Below are 20,719 nucleotides of genomic sequence, written 5' to 3'. Positions count from 1 at the left end.
CCCAATCATGCCGTGCGGCGCAGTATCAGCAGATGGCGTTGGCCTTGGCAACCGGGTACGGCCAGGGCGTGTTCGCTATCGAGGTGGAAGTCTGCCGGCAATGCTACCAGCTCATCCGCGGGATGAACGCCCTTCATTGCCAGCCAACGTGTATCGCTATCGCCCAAGTGGCGAGTCCAGTTGCTGAAGTTCTCCATGCTGCTGAATGCCCGGGAAATGATCCCGTTGAACGGCAGTTCAGGCGTGAAAGCTTCGACGCGACTGTGGATAACTTGCAGGTTATCCAGTTTGAGTTCGAGTTTGACCTGAGTCAGGAAGCGGGTTTTCTTGCCGTTGCTGTCCAGGCACGTCACTTGCGACTCGGGAAACAGGATCGCCAGTGGAATACCCGGCATACCGCCGCCGCTGCCAACATCCAGCCAGCGGCCGTTTTCGATGAAGGACATCACGCTCAGGCTGTCGAGCAAATGCCGTGAAACCATTTCGTCGGGATCACGCACGGCGGTCAGGTTGTAAGCCTTGTTCCATTTGATCAACAGGGCCAGATAACCCAGCAGCTGCGCGTGCTGGGTTTCTGTCAGGTTGACACCGAGCTGGCGAGCACCTGTGGATAACTCTTCGGCGTGTTGCGAGGTGACCATCGAACTCAAGCGCTTTGCTCCAACTGACGGCCCGCGCCGCGTTTTTTCAAATGAATCATCAACAGCGAAATCGCTGCCGGGGTCACACCCGGGATCCGCGATGCCTGGCCCAGGGTCTCTGGACGGGTCGCGCCGAGCTTGCTCTGGATCTCTTTGGAGAGACCGGAGATGTTCGTGTAATCGATATCCATAGGCAATTTGGTGTCTTCGCTGGCCCGCAGGCGAGCGATTTCATCTTGCTGGCGGTCGATGTAACCGGCGTATTTGGTCTTGATTTCGACCTGCTCGGCGACCTGTGGATCTTCTGCACCGGCGCCCGTCACCGAGATCAGACCAGCGTAGTCGATTTCCGGACGGGTCAGCAGGTTCAGCAAGTTGTATTCGTGAGTCAGCGGCGTGCCAAATTTTTCGGCAATCGCATCGCCCTGTTCAGTGCCCGGGCGAACCCAGGTGCTTTTCAGGCGTTGCTCTTCGACTTCGATGCTTTCGCGTTTTTTGCAGAAAGCCGCCCAGCGCACGTCATCCACCAGACCCAGTTCGCGACCTTTTTCGGTCAAACGCAGGTCGGCGTTGTCTTCACGCAGGATCAAACGGTATTCGGCGCGGGAGGTGAACATTCGGTACGGTTCCTGGGTACCCAGGGTAATCAGGTCGTCGACCAATACGCCGATGTACGCCTCGTCGCGACGCGGGCACCAGCTGTCTTTGCCCTGGGCGCGCAATGCTGCGTTGGCCCCGGCCAGCAAACCTTGGGCACCGGCTTCTTCGTAACCGGTGGTGCCGTTGATTTGTCCGGCGAAGAACAGACCGCCGATGACTTTGGTTTCCAGGCTGTACTTCAGGTCACGCGGATCGAAGTAGTCGTACTCGATGGCGTAGCCCGGGCGAACGATATGGGCGTTTTCCATGCCGCGAATCGATTGCACGATCTGCAATTGCACGTCGAACGGCAAGGATGTGGATATCCCGTTCGGGTACAGCTCGTGGGTGGTCAAACCTTCCGGCTCGATGAAGACCTGATGGCTTTCCTTGTCGGCAAAGCGGTGGATCTTGTCTTCGATCGACGGGCAATAACGCGGGCCAATACCTTCGATCACCCCGGAGTACATCGGCGAACGGTCGAGGTTCGCGGCAATGATCTCGTGAGTACGGGCGTTGGTATGGGTAATCCAGCAGCTGACCTGCGCTGGATGCTGTTCTTTGGACCCCATGAACGACATCACCGGAATCGGTGTATCGCCGGGCTGCTCGGTCATCACCGAGAAATCCACAGAACGGCCATCGATACGCGGCGGCGTACCGGTTTTCAGGCGACCCACGCGCAAAGGCAGTTCACGCAGACGATGGGCCAGGGCGATCGACGGTGGATCGCCGGCACGACCGCCGGAATAGTTCTGCATACCGATGTGGATAAGTCCACCGAGGAAGGTGCCAGTGGTCAACACCACGGAGTCCGCGAAGAAACGCAGGCCCATTTGGGTGACAACACCACGCACTTGTTCCTGTTCGACGATCAGGTCGTCGGCCGCCTGTTGAAATATCCACAGGTTCGACTGGTTCTCGAGAATCTCGCGCACAGCGGCCTTGTACAGAACGCGGTCGGCCTGGGCGCGAGTAGCGCGCACGGCTGGGCCTTTGCGGCTGTTCAAGACGCGAAACTGAATACCGCCTTTATCGGTAGCCATGGCCATCGCGCCGCCAAGGGCATCGATTTCCTTGACCAGATGGCTCTTGCCGATCCCGCCAATCGCGGGGTTGCAGCTCATTGCTCCGAGGGTTTCCACGTTATGCGTCAGCAACAGGGTTTTTGCCCCCATACGTGCTGATGCAAGTGCTGCCTCGGTACCGGCATGACCGCCGCCGATGACGATCACTTCAAAACGGGAAGGGAAATCCACCACGCACCTCGTGCCTGCTTCAGTTAGGTAATCAGGAATAGTTTGAGCTCAGGTTTTTGGACCTGGGCGGCAAGTATAGGGACTTCGCCCTTTCTAAAGAACCCTTTGCACAAAATTTAACCAGCTGTGGAGAAGTCGGGGTAATAGAAATTAAAAAGAGAGAAATTTATTAAATCTTTGTTTTTATGTTTATTTCTACTGCGCTACCTTTCTGTGGATAGATTCATACAGCCCTTTATTTTCAATGTGTACAGAGGTTCAAAACCCTGTGGTCATGTGCCAAGGAGGCCCTTGGATAACCGGTGTAAGCCTGTGGATGAATGAGGTGGTTATCCACAGAGGTGGTTTTCCTCAGTTTTGAGGCCCTGTTATCAACTGTGCTCAGTGGCAGTTATTCACAGGGCTTAATCCACAGAAAAGCGCTGAATGGGGCAAATTCCGCCCACGGGGAAACCACCTGTGCGATGGATACGCATGGCAACGGAAGAAGAAAAAGGGATTTGATGCGATGCTCACCCTCGTAGGAGCTGCCGAAGGCTGCGATCTTTTAGCGGTTAATGCGCCTACGAAGCTCAAACGCACAGGGCAAAACATCAAAAGATCGCAGGCTACGCCAGCTCCTACGTGGGGGATGTAGGGCTATTTACCGATACAGAAGCTGGAAAAGATCCTTCCCAGCAGGTCGTCGGAGCTGAATTCGCCGGTAATTTCACCCAACGACTGCTGCGCCTGACGCAAATCTTCAGCCAGTAGCTCTCCGGCACCGGCCAAGGTCAGCTGTGCGCGACCATGTTCGAGTGAGGCACTGGCATGGCGCAGGGCTTCCAGGTGACGCCGACGGGCGCTGAAACTGCTTTCCGAGGTCTGCTCATAGCCCATGCAGGCCTTGAGATGATCACGCAGTAGCTCCAGGCCTTCGCCTGCAGACCTGGCGCTCAGGCTGATGGTCACGTGGCCATCGTCGCTGACTTCCAGTGCAATCGCCTCGCCAGTGAGGTCTGCCTTGTTGCGGATCAAGGTCACTTTGGCCGGATCTGGCCGCTGTTCGAGGAATTCTGGCCACAAGGCAAAAGGATCAAGTGCTTCAGGGGCAGTGGCATCGACCACCAACAACACCCGATCTGCCTCGCTGATAGCCTTCAATGCCCGTTCCACGCCAATCTTCTCGACCTGGTCATCGGTATCGCGCAATCCAGCCGTATCGACCACATGCAGCGGCATACCGTCGATGTGGATATGCTCGCGCAGGATATCCCGGGTAGTGCCGGCAATTTCGGTAACGATGGCCGCTTCACGGCCGGCCAATGCGTTGAGCAGGCTGGATTTACCGGCATTCGGACGACCAGCGATCACCACGGTCATGCCGTCGCGCAGCAATGCGCCTTGCCCGGCTTCACGCAACACGGTGGATAACTCATCGCGCACCGCATCGAGCATCGTCAGTACGTGGCCATCGGCAAGAAAGTCGATTTCTTCTTCAGGGAAGTCGATTGCCGCCTCAACGTAGATCCGCAGCGCAATCAGTTGCTCGGTGAGGTTATGCACACGTTGCGAAAAAGCGCCTTGCAACGAGCGCAAAGCGTTACGAGCAGCCTGTGCAGAGCTTGCCTCAATGAGGTCGGCGATGGCTTCGGCCTGAGCCAGATCGAGTTTGTCGTTGAGGAACGCGCGTTCGCTGAATTCCCCCGGCCGGGCAAGTCGGCAACCCAATTGCAGGCAACGCTGCAGCAGCATATCCAGAACGATCGGCCCGCCGTGGCCCTGGAGTTCTAGCACATCTTCGCCGGTGAATGAATTCGGCCCAGGGAAATACAGGGCGATGCCTTCGTCCAGCACCTCTTCGTGTTCACTGAGAAACGGGCCGTAATGGGCAAACCGCGGTTTCAGCTCGCGACCGCTGATGGCTTTGGCCGCCACGTTTGCCAGCGGTCCGGAAATACGGACGATACCGACACCGCCACGGCCTTGAGCGGTGGCGACGGCGGCGATGGTTTCACGAGGAGCGCTCATGATTCGATATCCAGATCAAAATGGCAGATAGCAAAACGCCCCACTAGGGGGCGTTTTGAGTGGTTATCCACAGAGTAAGTTATGCGGCGGCTTTTTTGGTAGCCGCTTCAATCTTACGAGTGATGTACCACTGTTGGGTGATGGACAGGCAGTTGTTCACAACCCAGTACAGCACCAGACCCGCCGGGAACCACAGGAAGAAGAAGGTGAAGATGATTGGCATCAGCTTCATCACCTTGGCCTGCATCGGATCCGGAGGAGTCGGGTTCAGCTGCTGCTGGATGAACATGGTTGCGCCCATGATGATCGGCAGAATGAAGAACGGATCCTTGATCGACAGGTCGGTAATCCACAGCATGAACGGTGCCTGGCGCATTTCAACGCTTTCCAGGAGTACCCAGTACAGCGAAAGGAATACCGGCATCTGCACGAGGATTGGCAAGCAACCACCCAGCGGATTGATCTTCTCTTTCTTGTACAGCTCCATCATGGATTGCGACATTTTCTGCCGGTCATCACCATGTTGTTCTTTCAGCGCAGCCAGTTTCGGCGCCACTGCACGCATGCGCGCCATGGATTTGTAGCTGGCAGCCGACAGCGGGAAGAAAATCCCCTTGATCAGCATGGTCAGGAAGATGATCGACCAGCCCCAGTTACCGACAATCGCGTGGATGTGTTGCAGCAACCAGAAGATCGGCTGGGCAATGAACCACAGAATGCCGTAGTCGACCGTCAGTTCCAGACCTGGGGATAACTCTTTCAGTATCGCCTGGCTTTTCGGACCTGCGTACAAGGTAGCGCTGGTTTCAGCCTTGGCGCCAGGCGCAACGGACAATACCGGGCCAGTAAAACCGATGATGTAGTTGCCTTGGCTGTCTTTGCGAGTCTGCACCACGTTGCTGTCGTTCTTGGCTGGAATCCAGGCAGTCACGAAGTAGTGTTGCAGCCAGGCGACCCAGCCACCGTTAACGGTTTCTTTCAACGACGCCTTGTCGATATCTTTCATCGACACTTTTTTGTACGGCTCTGCACTTGTCCACAGGGCAGCGCCCAGGTAAGTAGCAGTGCCGGTAGCGGTGGTCGAAGAAGGATCGGCACTTGCATCACGCTTGAGCTGGGCAAACAGGTTGCCAGTCCAGGCCTTGTCGCTGGTGTTGTCGATCAGATAAGTGACTTTCAGATCGTACAGACCGCGAGTAAAGCTGAAGCGCTTAATGTAATTGACGCCAGCGTCGCTGAATTTCAGGTCAACGTTGAGCTGGTTCTGGCCATCAGCCAGTTGATAAGTCTTCTGTTCGGTCGAGTAAACCGGACGACCGGTAGGACGAGCATCCGGACCGTTGGTACCGGTCAGGCCGCTTTGGGCCAGATAAGTACGTTCGCCACCGTTATCAAACAGCTGGAACGGAATTTCCGGGTGGTCCTGACGACGTGGATACAGCGGCAGCATCAGCTGGGCGATATCACCACCTTGAGGATCGATAGCCAGTTCGAGCACATCCGTTTTGACGCGGATGAGATCTTTGTTGGTCACTACCGGCATTGCGGTAGGGGTACTGGTATCGGTATTCGCGCTGGGTACATCGGCACTGGCGGCAGCATTGTTACCAAGTGGCGTGTCCGGAATAGCCGGGGCAGCCTGATTGGCAGCAACATTCTGAGTCGGCAGGGCAGCCTGACCGTAGTCCTGGTTCCATTTCAGAACCATAACGTAGGACACGATTGCCAGGGCGACGATCAGGATCGTGCGTTTAATATCCATGATTACTCGGCCATCGAAGAAGAACGGGAGGTAGGGATAGATGGAACCGGGTCATAACCACCGGGATTCCACGGATGACAGCGACCTAAACGACGAAAGGTCAGCCAGCCACCGCGCAGAAGGCCATGATTTTCAATGGCTTCATACGCGTAGCAGGAACAACTGGGGTAGAAACGACAGTGGCTGGCCATCAGAGGACTAATGGCATAGCGATAAAACTGGATCGGAACGAGTGCCAGTTTACGCATCGGTGCTGTCTACCCCTACAGTTTCGGTTTTGACTGCTGGTACCGGCGTGCTGCGTGCCAGACGTTTCCAGAGTTTGCCGAAATGCTGAATCAATTCGGGGTTTTCTACGTCGCCCAAACCTTTGCGCGCGACGATAACGATATCCCAGCCAGCCAGAGAATCCTGGTTGAGGCGAAAGGATTCGCGCATCAGACGTTTGAGGCGATTGCGCTCAACGGAGAGCTTCACACTCTTTTTCCCGATAACCAGTCCTAGACGGGGGTGATCGAGATCGTTGGTGCGTGCAAGGAGCAGGAGATTTTTCCCCGGAACCTTGCCGGTAGGGGAGTCAAAGACTGCCTTGAAATGCCGGGGGGTAAGCAAACGCTTTTCCCGACTGAAGTCCTGACTCACCTCCAGTACCTGATTATCAAACTGCCAGACGCGCACGACCTTTGGCGCGACGACGCGACAGGACGGCACGGCCGTTCTTGGTAGCCATGCGAGCACGGAAACCGTGAGTACGAGCGCGTTTGATAGTGCTTGGTTGGAAAGTACGTTTCATGTCGTGTTACCTGGTTCGTCCACAACGGGCCGGAATGGCCCCCGTTTTAAGAGACCGGGGATTCTAGAGAAAGCAAGCCTCTAGGTCAATTTCCAACCAACGTTTCCTTTAAATGGATATCTGCAGGGTTCGTCCTTGAACGGTGGACAGCTAGATATAAAAATAAAGAAGGGAATTATTTAAAGCTTTTCTGTAAAGCTTATAAAAGCTAGGCACACCATCCTCTGTGGATAACTACCTTAAGGCCTTCTACTACGGGCTGTACAGAGAATGACAACTACCGTGGAAAACGGTGTTCAGCCTGTGCTGCGCTGTCGGATAAGCTGTGTGTGGAATGGCTGGTTATCCACAGGCAGGTTATCCACCGAGTTTGCCCCCCACTTGTACAACGATCTTAAGGGGGCTTATCCACAGAGCTTATGCACAGACCATTGGTCGTCTTTTTTCCGTATAAAGCGTTGATTCTTCGACACCCGTGAGCAACCTACGTGTGGATAAGTCGGCGTCTGGTCGCTACAATGGCCGCTTGTTTTTGCCTCACCGGCTTTCAACTTAGGGGATATCCGTGTCAGTGGAACTTTGGCAGCAGTGCGTGGAGCTTTTGCGCGATGAGCTGCCTGCCCAACAATTCAACACTTGGATCCGTCCACTACAGGTCGAAGCCGAAGGCGACGAGTTGCGTGTCTACGCACCGAATCGTTTTGTTCTCGACTGGGTCAACGAAAAATACCTGAGCCGCGTGCTCGAGCTGCTGGATGAGCACGGCAACGGCATGGCGCCCGCGCTTTCCTTATTAATAGGCAGCAAACGCAGTTCAGCACCTCGTGCTGCGCCGAATGCGCCGTTGGCTGCAGCGGCGTCTCAAGCCCAGGCAGCTGCCGCACCGGCACCGGTCAGCGCATCTGCGCCTGCCGCGCCGACCAAGCGTGCAACGCAAAAAGTCGCCGAGGTCAGTGAAGAACCGTCCCGCGACAGTTTCGACCCAATGGCTGGCGCCAGTTCGCAACAGGCCCCGGTCCGTGCAGAACAACGCACCGTGCAGGTCGAGGGTGCGCTCAAGCACACCAGTTACCTGAACCGCACCTTTACCTTCGAGAACTTCGTCGAAGGTAAATCCAACCAGCTGGCCCGTGCGGCAGCCTGGCAGGTCGCGGACAATCCCAAGCACGGTTACAACCCGTTGTTCCTGTATGGCGGCGTTGGCTTGGGTAAAACCCACTTGATGCACGCTGTGGGTAACCACCTATTAAAGAAGAACCCGAATGCCAAGGTCGTGTACCTGCATTCCGAGCGCTTCGTGGCTGACATGGTCAAGGCTTTGCAGCTGAACGCGATCAACGAGTTCAAGCGCTTCTACCGTTCGGTCGATGCGCTGCTTATCGATGACATTCAGTTCTTCGCCCGCAAGGAACGTTCCCAGGAAGAATTCTTCCACACGTTTAACGCCCTGCTTGAAGGTGGCCAACAGGTCATCCTCACCAGTGACCGTTATCCGAAAGAAATCGAAGGCCTTGAAGAGCGCTTGAAGTCGCGCTTCGGCTGGGGCCTGACAGTTGCCGTCGAGCCGCCGGAACTGGAAACCCGCGTCGCGATTCTGATGAAGAAGGCCGACCAGGCTAAAGTCGACCTGCCGCACGATGCCGCGTTCTTCATCGCCCAGCGTATTCGTTCCAACGTCCGAGAACTCGAAGGCGCGCTCAAACGCGTGATTGCCCACTCGCACTTCATGGGCCGCGATATCACCATCGAGTTGATTCGCGAATCCTTGAAGGACCTGTTGGCGCTTCAGGACAAGCTGGTCTCTGTGGATAACATTCAGCGCACCGTCGCCGAGTACTACAAGATCAAGATTTCGGATCTGCTGTCCAAGCGCCGTTCACGTTCGGTCGCACGTCCACGGCAAGTGGCCATGGCCCTGTCCAAGGAACTGACCAACCACAGCCTGCCGGAAATCGGCGATGTGTTTGGCGGCCGCGACCACACTACGGTGTTGCACGCATGCCGCAAGATCAACGAACTTAAGGAATCCGACGCGGACATCCGCGAGGACTACAAGAACCTGCTGCGTACACTGACCACTTGATGAACACCAGCGCAGCTTATTAAGGCAAGGGACTAGACCATGCATTTCACCATTCAACGCGAAGCCCTGTTGAAACCCCTGCAACTGGTCGCAGGCGTCGTCGAGCGCCGACAGACCTTGCCGGTGCTTTCCAACGTGCTGCTGGTTGTCGAAGGCCAGCAGTTGTCGCTGACCGGTACCGACCTGGAAGTCGAGCTGGTCGGGCGTGTGCAACTCGAAGAACCGGCCGAGCCGGGCGAAATCACTGTCCCGGCGCGTAAGCTGATGGACATCTGCAAGAGCCTGCCGAACGACGCGCTGATCGACATCAAGGTCGATGAGCAGAAGCTCGTCGTGAAAGCCGGCCGTAGCCGTTTCACCCTGTCGACGTTGCCAGCCAACGACTTCCCGACGGTGGAAGAAGGCCCGGGCTCGCTGACGTGCACTCTTGCGCAGAGCAAGCTGCGTCGCTTGATCGAGCGCACCAGCTTCGCCATGGCTCAGCAGGACGTTCGCTACTACCTCAACGGCATGTTGCTGGAAGTCTCCGCCGGCATCATCCGCGCCGTGGCCACCGACGGTCACCGTCTGGCCATGTGCTCGATGCAGGCCGACATCGGTCAGCCAGATCGTCACCAGGTGATCGTTCCACGTAAAGGTATTCTGGAACTGGCACGCTTGCTGACTGAACCGGAGGGCAATGTCAGCATCGTTCTGGGCCAACACCATATTCGCGCCACCACCGGCGAGTTCACCTTCACCTCGAAACTGGTCGACGGCAAATTCCCCGACTACGAGCGTGTTCTGCCGAAGGGTGGCGACAAGCTGGTACTGGGTGATCGTCAGGCATTGCGTGAAGCGTTCAGCCGTACCGCGATTCTGTCCAACGAGAAGTACCGCGGCATTCGTCTGCAACTGGCCAACGGTCAGCTGAAGATCCAGGCGAACAACCCGGAGCAGGAAGAGGCGGAAGAAGAAGTTGGCGTTGAGTACAACGGTGGTTCGCTGGAAATCGGCTTCAACGTGAGCTATCTGCTCGACGTGCTGGGCGTGATGACTACCGAGCAAGTGCGCTTGATCCTGTCTGACTCCAACAGCAGTGCGCTGGTGCAAGAGTCCGACAACGACGACTCGGCTTACGTTGTCATGCCGATGCGCCTGTAAACATGTTCAGCAGACGCTAGATGTCCCTCAGTCGTGTCTCGGTCACCGCGGTGCGCAATCTGCACCCGGTGACCTTCTCCCCCTCCCCCCGCATCAACATCCTGTACGGCGCCAACGGCAGCGGCAAAACCAGTGTTCTGGAAGCCATCCATCTGCTGGGGCTCGCCCGTTCGTTTCGCAGCACCCGCCTTTTACCGGTCATCCAGTACGAGCAGCTAGCGTGCACGGTATTTGGTCAGGTCGAATTGGCCGAGGGCGGACATAGCGCCTTGGGAATTTCGAGGGACCGCCAAGGGGAGTTTCAGATTCGCATCGACGGGCAGAACGCCCGCAGTGCTGCTCAACTGGCAGAAATCCTGCCGCTGCAATTGATCAACCCCGACAGCTTCCGTCTGTTGGAAGGTGCGCCAAAGATTCGCCGACAGTTTCTGGATTGGGGCGTGTTCCACGTGGAACCACGTTTCATGTCTACGTGGCAACGGTTGCAGAAGGCCCTGCGCCAGAGAAACTCTTGGCTGCGGCATGGTACACTTGACGCCGTTTCGCAAGCGGTTTGGGACAGAGAATTGTGCCAGGCCAGCGCTGAAATTGATGAATACCGCCGCGCTTATATCAAAGCCTTGAAACCAGTCTTTGAACAGACCTTGAGCGAACTCGTCGAACTCGAGGGCTTAACGCTTAGCTATTACCGGGGTTGGGACAAAGAGCGAGAGCTGAGTGCAGTGCTCGCCGCATCCGTTCACCGGGATCAGCAAATGGGGCATACCCAGGCCGGACCACAACGCGCTGATTTGCGTCTTAGATTGGGCGCACACAATGCCGCGGACATCTTGTCTCGTGGTCAGCAGAAGTTGGTGGTCTGTGCATTGCGGATTGCCCAAGGGCATTTGGTCAGCCAGGCCCGGCGCGGCCAATGTATTTATCTGGTGGATGACTTGCCGTCCGAGCTGGATGAGCAGCACCGCCGTGCGCTGTGCCGTTTGCTGGAAGACTTACGCTGCCAGGTGTTTATCACCTGTGTAGATCACGAATTATTGAGGGAAGGCTGGCAGACGGAAACGCCAGTCGCCCTGTTCCACGTGGAACAGGGCCGTATCACCCAGACCCACGACCATCGGGAGTGAAGGCATGAGCGAAGAAAATACGTACGACTCAACGAGCATTAAAGTGCTGAAAGGCCTGGATGCCGTACGCAAACGTCCCGGTATGTACATTGGTGACACCGACGATGGCAGCGGTCTGCACCACATGGTGTTCGAGGTGGTCGATAACTCGATCGACGAAGCTTTGGCCGGCCATTGCGACGACATCAGCATCATTATCCACCCGGACGAATCCATTACCGTGCGCGACAACGGTCGTGGCATTCCGGTAGACGTGCATAAAGAAGAAGGCGTCTCGGCGGCCGAGGTCATCATGACCGTGCTGCACGCCGGCGGTAAATTCGATGACAACTCCTACAAAGTATCCGGCGGTCTGCACGGTGTAGGTGTGTCGGTTGTAAACGCCCTGTCCGCAGAACTGGTCCTGACCGTTCGCCGCAGCGGCAAGATCTGGGAACAGACTTACGTCCACGGTGTTCCGCAAGAGCCGATGAAGATCGTTGGTGAAAGCGAGTCCACCGGTACGCAGATCCACTTCAAGCCTTCAGCTGAAACCTTCAAGAACATCCACTTCAGCTGGGACATCCTGGCCAAGCGGATTCGTGAACTGTCCTTCCTCAACTCCGGTGTCGGCATCGTCCTCAAGGATGAGCGCAGCGGTAAGGAAGAACTGTTCAAGTACGAAGGTGGCCTGCGTGCGTTCGTTGAATACCTGAACACCAACAAGACTCCGGTCAACCAGGTGTTCCACTTCAATGTCCAGCGTGAAGACGGCATCGGCGTGGAAATCGCCCTGCAGTGGAACGACAGCTTCAACGAGAACCTGTTGTGCTTCACCAACAACATTCCTCAGCGCGATGGCGGCACTCACCTGGTGGGTTTCCGTTCGGCACTGACGCGTAACCTGAACACCTACATCGAAGCGGAAGGCCTGGCGAAGAAGCACAAAGTCGCCACCACCGGTGACGATGCCCGTGAAGGCCTGACCGCGATCATTTCGGTCAAGGTACCGGATCCGAAGTTCAGCTCCCAGACCAAAGACAAGCTGGTTTCTTCCGAAGTGAAGACCGCGGTCGAACAGGAAATGGGCAAGTACTTCTCCGACTTCCTGCTGGAAAACCCGAACGAAGCCAAGCTGGTTGTCGGCAAGATGATCGACGCAGCCCGTGCTCGTGAAGCGGCGCGTAAAGCCCGTGAGATGACCCGCCGTAAAGGCGCGCTGGACATCGCCGGCCTGCCGGGCAAACTGGCGGACTGCCAGGAAAAAGACCCTGCCCTGTCCGAACTGTACCTCGTGGAAGGTGACTCTGCTGGCGGCTCCGCCAAGCAGGGACGTAACCGCAAGACCCAGGCGATTCTGCCCCTCAAGGGCAAGATCCTGAACGTCGAGAAGGCGCGTTTCGACAAGATGATCTCTTCGCAAGAAGTGGGCACCTTGATCACCGCGTTGGGCTGCGGCATCGGCCGTGACGAGTACAACATCGACAAGCTGCGTTATCACAACATCATCATCATGACCGATGCTGACGTCGACGGTTCGCACATCCGTACCCTGCTGCTGACCTTCTTCTTCCGTCAGCTGCCGGAGCTGATCGAGCGTGGTTACATCTACATCGCTCAACCGCCGTTGTACAAAGTGAAGAAAGGCAAGCAAGAGCAATACATCAAAGACGACGACGCCATGGAAGAGTACATGACGCAGTCGGCCCTGGAAGATGCAAGCCTGCACCTGAACGAGGAAGCACCGGGCATCTCCGGCGAAGCCCTCGAACGTCTGGTGAATGACTTCCGTCTGGTCATGAAGACCCTCAAGCGTCTGTCCCGCCTGTACCCACAGGAACTGACCGAGCACTTCATCTACCTGCCAGCGGTGAGCATGGATCAGCTGTCCGATCACGCTGCGATGCAGGATTGGCTGGCCCAGTACGAAGTTCGCCTGCGCACCGTCGAGAAGTCTGGCCTGGTCTACAAAGCCAGCCTGCGTGAAGACCGTGAACGTAACGTCTGGCTGCCAGAGGTCGAACTGATCTCCCACGGCCTGTCGAACTACATCACCTTCAATCGCGACTTCTTCGGCAGCAACGATTACAAGACTGTTGTCTCCCTGGGCGCTCAATTGAGCACCTTGCTGGACGACGGCGCGTACATCCAGCGCGGCGAGCGCAAGAAGCCGGTCACCGAGTTCAAGGAAGCCCTTGAATGGCTGATGGCTGAAAGCACCAAGCGTCACACCATCCAGCGATACAAAGGTCTGGGCGAGATGAACCCGGATCAGCTGTGGGAAACCACCATGGACCCAAGCCAGCGCCGGATGCTCAAAGTGACCATCGAAGACGCCATCGGCGCGGACCAGATCTTCAACACCCTGATGGGTGATGCGGTCGAACCACGTCGCGACTTCATCGAAAGCAACGCGTTGGCAGTCTCTAACCTGGACTTCTGATCTGTTGTTGGTTCACAAAATAGTTGCTCATTTTCACCCATAAATGAGTCCGGCTCCCCACTAAGAGGTGAGCCTGAAAAAAGGCCAGCGCACCGCGCTGGCCTTTTTTTTGCATTTTTTTGAACATCGAGGCTCGACTATCCTTAGGGATCCTGTACGGCACAGCTTCCTTTTCGCTTCAGCAATAGTGAACTGGCGAGACTGAATCGTGTCTATGAAACCAGGGACGACTCAGTAACTACATGGCCGGCGGTGCCGATCAAATCAACCGGGCCAGCCCTTAAAGCGTTCAGTAGGAATCAAACATGTCTAAGAAGCTTGCTGCTGTTTTGTTGTCCGCAGTTGTAGGTATGGTTGCCGGTAATGCAATGGCAGCTGATGCTCAGTGGAAAAAAGATCACCCACGTCGAGCCGAGGTCAATAGTCGTCTGGCCAACCAGAACAAGCGAATCCATAACGAAGTCAAAGAGGGTGAAATGACCAAGGGACAGGCGGCCAATCTGCATAAGGAAGACCGCCAGATTCGTCAGGAAGAACGGGACATGGCTAGCCAGAATAAAGGGCACATTACAAAGCAGGAGCAAAAGAGCCTTAACCAGCAAGAAAATGCGGTAAGCCACCAGATTGGTGGCTAGGTTCAATTTGCTTCTGCTGAACGGGTCTCTGTGCTGAGACCCAACAGCCTGCAAAAATGTAAAAGGCCAACGTTCAGCGTTGGCCTTTTTTATTGTTTGCGAGAAGACATTTAAAGATCGCAGCCTGCGGCAGCTCCTACGAGGCGACGCTTTCCAGTCGATACCCATACCCGTAGATCGTCAGCAACTGCCAACCACGATCGGCCGTCAGCCCGAGCTTGTTGCGCAGGCGGTAGATGTGAGTATCCAGTGGCCGTGAAGACACCATCTCTTCATGGGTCCAGAAACGCTCGTAGAGATATTCCCGTGACAGCGGCCGGCCCAGGTTGGCAAACAGGCAGCGGGCCAGGCGGTATTCCCGTTCGGTCAGGCTGATGGGTTTGCCGGCGCGGGTCACCGTCAGTTCGGCGTCGTCGAAGTTCAGATCGTTGAAACTCAGCACTTCGCTGGCCGCATTGCGCTGTAAGCCGTGTCGGCGCAGTACGGCGCTGACGCGGGCCTGGAGCTCGTTGGGACGAAACGGTTTGCTGACGTAATCATCGGCGCCGGCGTTCAACGCCTGGACGATGTCACTCTCGGCATCGCGGCTGGTGAGCATGATGGCGGCGGGAGGTGCCTCCATATGTTCGCGGGTCCAACGTAGTAGCGATAGACCGCTGAGATCAGGCAACTGCCAGTCGAGTATCAACAGGTCGAAGGTCTCGCGTCGAAGCTGGCGCAGCAGGTCTTCGCCGCGTTCGAAGCTATGTAAGGTCCACGCTTGCTCCCCGGTTCCGGGAATCTGTCGCAGTGTCTGTTCCACCCGGCGTAGCTCGGCGGGTTCGTCATCCAGTATTGCGACACGCATGCGGGGGCGTTCCTTCATCTCGTAGAGTGCGATGGGTAAAAAATCCTATGTGCGGAGTTTAGGCTCATTGTCTGAATCTGAACAATTATGGTGAATTGCTCCAGATTCCCTGCGTCTGGGTAGGCTGATATCAATTGGCCGTTAACCGGCGGATATCAGCTCGAAGACTCGAGGACACAACGATGGGGAACAGGCTGAATCTTCGTGTACTGATCACGAAGGTGATCGAGGGCAAGGCGCTCACACGCTGTCTGTCGTTGGCGTTTGTGGCCTTTGTCGGGGTTACGTCGCAGACCGTGAGCTCAAGCAGCGAAGCACCGGATGAGCACGCGACACAGCGCTTCTTCAGTCCTGCTGCGGTGAATGTGGCGTTCAGTGATTCACGAGGCTTTGCACCGGTCAGCACCTCCGCAGACAGCGCGCAACCGGTTCCCCTGCTGCTCCCTGAAGAGCAGCAGCGTTGGGTGTTCTAACAACGGGCTCGGGCAATTCTGAACAATTATGGAGAATTGCCTCATCGACCATGGGTGCCGGTAAATTCTCAAGCGTTGAGTGGCACAGGAGCATTCGGAAGTGCTCCGACACAGGGAGTGTCATCGCCAACCTGGCGGGACCGCCGATCGCCGGTTCGCTTGCGGTCTGCAGTTCAGGGGAAAAAAAGGAGTGCCTGCTCACGTTGTAAAACCGGATCGATGTTGAATCGATTCCGACACAAGGATGTGTCACCTCCTACCCTCTTCGATTTGTTTACCTTCATGGATAACCGCGACTGCCTTTGTAATCGATGCGGGCGTTTTGCATAGACGTGGGCTATCTGCCATCGAGCCCTGTCAGGTATGGTGCGTAAGGCTGATGAATTAGCTGGTCGGCCAGATTCTAAGAAAAAGCGTGAAAAGCGAATCCAATGAACCGAATGACTTCTTTGCACTGTCGCCACCTTGGCACCTGTCTGTTGCTGGTTGTTGGCTTGGTGGGCCCATTGACGCAGAACGCATCCGCAGCGTTCTTCGACTCAAAGCGCTTGCCGTATATCGATGACCATCAGCAGTGCCGTGGACAACCCCTGCCCGCCACTGTCGAGCATCTGACGGGCGAAGCCTGGAAGCTCGACCGCAAGGGCAAGCAGGTGGCGCTTGAAGAAGGGATGACGATTGACGAGCAGGAAGGCGTGAAGACCTCCCCTTCGGCGTTCGTCAGCCTGTCGTTGGGTGACGGATCGCGCATCGTTCTGCCGTCCAGTTCACAGGTCACGTTGCGTTTGAACGAAGAACTCGTTATCCCGCAGGTGATTCTTGAGCAAGGTCAGGTCGAGTCGTATGTGATCAAGCGCGCCAGCGACTATGATCGTTTTCAGATCGTGACGCCGGTGGGCGTGCTCGGGGTCCGAGGCACACACTTTCGGGTGCGCAACGAGGACAATGGGCAATCGCTGATCGAAGTACTGAATGGCCAGGTGGCCGTCGATCGTGGTGAAGACGTTGATGCGCCACCAAAAAAACGCACGGGTAAACCGCTCGCGAAAAAGGCCGAAAAACCAGCAGATGAAGTGCAGGTCATGGCGCGCCAGGGGTTACGCATTCAGAAGGAAGGCAAGCTCACACCGATCGACCTGTTGCCCGCGCCGCAGTTGTTGGGGCAGACGGGTCAAAACGGCCCCACACCGGTCTGGCAGTTGATCATGAAACCCTTGCACGGTGCCACGCGCTACCGGGCGCAAGTGGCGACCGACACAGACTTTCTGAACATCAAGCAGGAACAGTTTTCCAGCACGCCAGAGATCGACTTCAGTGGATTGAAGGCATTTTTCTACCATGTTCGACTCTCTGCGTACGACGCGCAGGGGCTTGAGGGGGAAACCGGGGTATATGACATCTTCTATTACCCCAGGACCACGCGTGTCCAATAGCGACTCGGTTATTTGCCGATGAAGCACAGACCAAGGAGGGAAGGTCGCGAGCCGACTCAGGCCCAGCGGCTGTTTCATCGGATGGTCCGGGAATGGCTGTGGGTCAGTCTGATCCTGCTGCCGTTGACGGCGATTCTGTCCTTGAGCCATGGGCTGACGCTGAGCAATCTGCTGTACGACAACCTGCGTCGATTGAGCCCGCTCCCGGTCGATCCACGAATCCTCGTCGTCACTATCGACGATTACAGCCTGCAGCAACTCGGTCAGTGGCCCTGGTCACGAACCTTACACGCCGACCTGCTGGATCGGCTCACCGATGCGAAGGCCAAGGGCGTGCTGTTCGACGTCATCTTCAGCGAGCCCGACAAACTTCCCGACAACGACCTGCGCCTGGCACAAGCGATGTGCCGGGCCGGCAATGTGTTCGTGCCTTTGTTGCGCGAAGGGGTTGCGCGCTATGGGCAGCCGCTGGGTGAAATCGAACCGGTAGCGCCGTTGAGCCACTGCGCCAAAGGTATCGGGCATATCAACGCCGAGGCGGACGCTGATGGCATCGTGCGCAGCGTCTACCTGCGTGAAGGCCCTGAGCGCAACCCGAGAGCGCAATTGGCCGGGTTGCTCTACGAGATGACCACAGACGGCCCTGATACCCTGCCCGGCTCGCCGTTGTCATTGACGGTTCAAGGCTGGCAACGAACCAACGGTATTCGAATTCCCTTTATCAGCGCGAATGCGGGCTTCCCCAGTGTTCCCTATGTCAGCGTGCTGCGCGGCGAAGTCCCACCCGAGTTGTTGCGTGATCGCCTGATCCTGATTGGCTCCACGGCGCCTGGGCTGGGCGACCGCTATGTGACACCGCAATCGGAGAGTATCGGCACAACGCCGGGCATCGAGATTCAAGCCAACATCCTCAACGGTCTGCTGCAACAGCGCAGCATCGTGGTGCTCGCCGATGGCTGGGTGGTCGGGTTGTCGACGGTCATCGTCGCGTTGCTGCTGGCCTTGCTGCTGTTCCGTCCACGGCGCGCCTTGTGGTTGACCCTGGGATGCATGGTGATGGCCCTGCTCGCCTCGGCTCTGCTGCTTCGAGCGGGTTGGTGGTGGTCGCCCGCGGCCAGTTTGCTCGGAATGCTGCTGGGTTACCTGATCTGGAGCTGGCGACGCCTGAGCGCGGTGCTCGCCTACTTCGGCTGGGAACTGGCCCGGCTTGATAGTGAGCCGAAAGTGTTCCCTGAGCGGCGCCGCACGCCATCGCCGGTCGGCGATGTATTGCAGGGGCAGATCGTTGCTCTGGAACAGGCCATGAGCCGGACCCGCGACACCCGACGGTTCATCGCCGACGGCCTGGAGTACCTGCCAGTGGCGACACTGATCAGTGATCCTGGCGGGCGAATCCTGCTGGCCAACCGCAACGCCCGGAGTCTGTTTGCCAGTGATCTGGTTGGCGAAGACCTGCTGCAACGGCTCTCGAACATTGGTTATCCGGCGCTGGTTGAAGAGGGACATCCCGCGTTGTCGACGCTTGAAACCAGCGAGTTTCGCGACACCCAAGGGCGAAGCCTGCGTCTGGATCTGGCGCCGTTACTGCCGGCGGAAGGTGGAACAGCGATTGGCTGGCTGCTCAGCCTCACGGATTTGAGCGTCGAGCGTGATGCCGAGGAGCAGCGCGCGGTGTTGTTGCGGTTTCTTTCCCATGACTTGCGTGCGCCGCACTCGGCGATTCTGGCCTTGCTCGACGTTCAGCATTACCAAGGCACAGGTGACGCGCAGCTGTTCAGCCAGATCGAGTTGCAAGTGCGCAAAGCCTTGAGCCTGACCGAGGCCTTTGTGCAGTTAGCCAAAGCTGAGTCCGAGGCGTACCAGTTCGAACCGAGCATGTTCGCGATGCTGGTGCTTGATGCGTTTGATCAGGCGATGAGTACCGCGCAGCTCAAGCAGATCGAGTTGCTGCATGATCTGGATGAAGAGGCGGAAGGCATGGTCCTGGCCGACCAGTCGTTGCTGACCCGGGCGCTGTTTAACCTGTTGGAAAACGCCATCAAGTACAGCCCGGCAGGTTCGCAGGTCCGCGTGTGGGTGAATTGTGCACAGGGCTGGCTGACCTGCGAGATCACTGACCAGGGCAAAGGAATTACGGCTGAGGAACTGCCCGAGTTGTTCAGCCAGTACCGGCGCTTTGCATCGTCTCAAGGCAGTGACGGATTGGGCCTGGGGTTGTCGATGGTCAAAGCTGTGGTGGATCGACATGGCGGACGGATTTTCTGTGAAAGCCGGATTGGGCAAGGCACGACGTTCAGCGTTCAACTGCCGTTGCTGGAGGAATGAAATACGGTGTAGAGCTGCCCCCGTAGCAGCTGTCGAGCCCGCGAGGCTGCGTCCGGCTGCGAAGCAGTCGTAAAATCAGGCAACGCATTCTTCCAGGCAAACCGCATACACAGGATTTGCGAGGACTTCGTCCTCGAACGCAGCCTCGGCAGCTGCTACGGATCGCGTGATAACCAGGGGTAGAAACAGGTATAAAAAAACCGGCGCAAATAGCCGGTTTTTTTTGCGTCGTGAAAACTTATGCACGTTTTTCCGCGTTTTATGAGCTTAAGAAATATCTATATAAATCATAAATTTAGCTAACAAATAAGACGCTTTTCAACAAAACCGTACACAGGTTATCCACAGAACCTCAGACAGTCTCTTTATCCGCCGCAGCAGGCAGTGAGCCCATGTCTCGTTGGGTCTGTTCGTTCCAGGCCGCAGCGCGGTCGTTGAGCTCGGCAATCGCTCGTGGGCCGCTGCCTTCGGCGTACATCGGCGCGCCGATGACCACGGTGATGGTGCCAGGTGTTTTCAGCCAACCGGTTTTCGGCCAGAACTTGCCGGCGTTATGGGCGATTGGCAGCACAGGCAACTGCGCATTGACCGCCAGCGCCGTACCACCCCGAGAGAACTTGCCCACCGTGCCGAACGGAACGCGGGTGCCTTCCGGGAAGATCAGCACCCAGACATTGTCCTTGAGCAGCTCGTCGCCCTTCTTCGCCACGTGCTTGAGCGCGGCTTTCGGGTTGTCGCGGTCGATGGCGATCGGTCGCAGCATGGCCATCGCCCAGCCGAAGAACGGCACATACAGCAGTTCGCGCTTGAGCACCTGGCTCAACGGCTCGAAGTAGGCCGACAGAAAGAACGTCTCCCAGGTGCTCTGGTGGTTCGACAGAATCACGCACGGCTGGTCAGGGACGTTCTCGGCGCCTTTGACTTCATAGCGAATGTCCAGGAACACCTTGCTCAGCCACAGTGCGCAGCGGCACCAGTAGACGTTGATGAAACGGTAGCGCGCCTTGAACGGTAAAAAAGGCGCGATAAAAAAGCTCAGGCTGCACCAGAGCAACGAGCTGGTGCCCAGCAGCAGGTAAAAAAGAAAGGTTCTGATTGCCTGCAAGATCGACATAGCGGCATTTGCCTAT

Annotated in this window: 17 protein-coding genes; 8 read left to right on the top strand and 9 right to left on the bottom strand. The window is 56.9% G+C overall.

Features of this window, described 5'->3' with window-relative positions:
* Window positions 1–5: 5 nt before the first annotated feature.
* From rsmG to rpmH, 7 genes are all read right to left on the bottom strand, one after another.
* Complete coding sequence (gene rsmG / locus BK659_RS22205) at window positions 6–641, bottom strand: 16S rRNA (guanine(527)-N(7))-methyltransferase RsmG (protein WP_185015445.1); 636 nt, start codon at window positions 639–641, stop codon at window positions 6–8.
* Between the two features lie 5 nt (window positions 642–646).
* Window positions 647–2,539, bottom strand: coding sequence for a tRNA uridine-5-carboxymethylaminomethyl(34) synthesis enzyme MnmG (gene mnmG, locus BK659_RS22200; RefSeq protein WP_123427100.1), 1,893 nt, complete (start codon window positions 2,537–2,539; stop codon window positions 647–649).
* Between the two features lie 639 nt (window positions 2,540–3,178).
* Window positions 3,179–4,549, bottom strand: coding sequence for a tRNA uridine-5-carboxymethylaminomethyl(34) synthesis GTPase MnmE (gene mnmE, locus BK659_RS22195; RefSeq protein ID WP_123427098.1), 1,371 nt, complete (start codon window positions 4,547–4,549; stop codon window positions 3,179–3,181).
* Window positions 4,550–4,628: 79 nt separating this feature from the next.
* Entirely contained in the window at window positions 4,629–6,311 is a 1,683-nt protein-coding gene (gene yidC, locus BK659_RS22190) for a membrane protein insertase YidC (RefSeq protein WP_123427096.1), read from the bottom strand.
* A gap of 2 nt (window positions 6,312–6,313) precedes the next feature.
* Window positions 6,314–6,559, bottom strand: a complete 246-nt coding sequence (yidD, locus tag BK659_RS22185; RefSeq protein ID WP_052966011.1) for a membrane protein insertion efficiency factor YidD — start codon at window positions 6,557–6,559, stop codon at window positions 6,314–6,316.
* Window positions 6,552–6,953 carry a ribonuclease P protein component gene (gene rnpA / locus BK659_RS22180; protein WP_221178169.1) on the bottom strand — a complete coding sequence of 134 codons (402 nt, stop codon included), beginning with the start codon at window positions 6,951–6,953 and terminating at the stop codon, window positions 6,552–6,554. Before rnpA ends, yidD begins: the two co-directional genes overlap by 8 nt.
* 16 nt (window positions 6,954–6,969) lie before the next feature.
* Window positions 6,970–7,104: a 50S ribosomal protein L34 gene (gene rpmH, locus BK659_RS22175; RefSeq protein ID WP_003213577.1), complete on the bottom strand. Its 135-nt coding sequence runs from the start codon at window positions 7,102–7,104 to the stop codon at window positions 6,970–6,972.
* 565 nt (window positions 7,105–7,669) lie between these two features.
* Between rpmH and dnaA the strand changes: the two genes are divergently transcribed.
* From dnaA to BK659_RS22150, 5 genes are all read left to right on the top strand, one after another.
* Window positions 7,670–9,187 carry a chromosomal replication initiator protein DnaA gene (gene dnaA, locus BK659_RS22170; protein WP_123427092.1) on the top strand — a complete coding sequence of 506 codons (1,518 nt, stop codon included), beginning with the start codon at window positions 7,670–7,672 and terminating at the stop codon, window positions 9,185–9,187.
* A gap of 39 nt (window positions 9,188–9,226) precedes the next feature.
* Complete coding sequence (gene dnaN, locus BK659_RS22165; RefSeq protein ID WP_123427090.1) at window positions 9,227–10,330, top strand: DNA polymerase III subunit beta; 1,104 nt, start codon at window positions 9,227–9,229, stop codon at window positions 10,328–10,330.
* Between the two features lie 20 nt (window positions 10,331–10,350).
* Window positions 10,351–11,454: a DNA replication/repair protein RecF gene (gene recF / locus BK659_RS22160; RefSeq protein ID WP_019694407.1), complete on the top strand. Its 1,104-nt coding sequence runs from the start codon at window positions 10,351–10,353 to the stop codon at window positions 11,452–11,454.
* A gap of 4 nt (window positions 11,455–11,458) precedes the next feature.
* Window positions 11,459–13,876: a DNA topoisomerase (ATP-hydrolyzing) subunit B gene (gene gyrB / locus BK659_RS22155; protein WP_123427087.1), complete on the top strand. Its 2,418-nt coding sequence runs from the start codon at window positions 11,459–11,461 to the stop codon at window positions 13,874–13,876.
* A gap of 305 nt (window positions 13,877–14,181) precedes the next feature.
* Entirely contained in the window at window positions 14,182–14,511 is a 330-nt protein-coding gene (locus tag BK659_RS22150) for a hypothetical protein (protein ID WP_123427085.1), read from the top strand.
* Between the two features lie 136 nt (window positions 14,512–14,647).
* Here the strand turns inward: BK659_RS22150 and BK659_RS22145 are convergent, their stop codons facing one another.
* Window positions 14,648–15,358, bottom strand: coding sequence for a response regulator transcription factor (locus BK659_RS22145; RefSeq protein WP_123427083.1), 711 nt, complete (start codon window positions 15,356–15,358; stop codon window positions 14,648–14,650).
* A 182-nt stretch (window positions 15,359–15,540) separates the two neighbouring features.
* Here BK659_RS22145 and BK659_RS22140 point away from each other — a divergent pair, with 182 nt between their 5' ends.
* The 3 genes from BK659_RS22140 to BK659_RS22130 all read left to right on the top strand — a co-directional run bounded on the left by BK659_RS22140 (window position 15,541) and on the right by BK659_RS22130 (window position 19,589).
* On the top strand, window positions 15,541–15,831 hold the full coding sequence (locus BK659_RS22140; RefSeq protein WP_123427081.1) for a hypothetical protein: 291 nt from the start codon (window positions 15,541–15,543) through the stop codon (window positions 15,829–15,831).
* Window positions 15,832–16,262: 431 nt separating this feature from the next.
* Entirely contained in the window at window positions 16,263–17,264 is a 1,002-nt protein-coding gene (locus BK659_RS22135) for a FecR family protein (RefSeq protein WP_123427079.1), read from the top strand.
* An 18-nt stretch (window positions 17,265–17,282) separates the two neighbouring features.
* Window positions 17,283–19,589 carry a CHASE2 domain-containing protein gene (locus BK659_RS22130; RefSeq protein WP_123427077.1) on the top strand — a complete coding sequence of 769 codons (2,307 nt, stop codon included), beginning with the start codon at window positions 17,283–17,285 and terminating at the stop codon, window positions 19,587–19,589.
* A gap of 352 nt (window positions 19,590–19,941) precedes the next feature.
* On the opposite strand, the gene BK659_RS22125 is transcribed toward BK659_RS22130, so the two are convergent.
* A complete protein-coding gene (locus tag BK659_RS22125; RefSeq protein ID WP_123427075.1) occupies window positions 19,942–20,703 on the bottom strand; it encodes a lysophospholipid acyltransferase family protein in 762 nt (253 codons plus the stop codon).
* Window positions 20,704–20,719: the final 16 nt, after the last annotated feature.

Origin of the sequence: Pseudomonas brassicacearum (assembly GCF_003732225.1) — a bacterium.
Taxonomy (GTDB): Bacteria; Pseudomonadota; Gammaproteobacteria; order Pseudomonadales; family Pseudomonadaceae; genus Aquipseudomonas; species Aquipseudomonas brassicacearum_E.
This window is presented reverse-complemented; position numbering and strand designations above follow the sequence as displayed.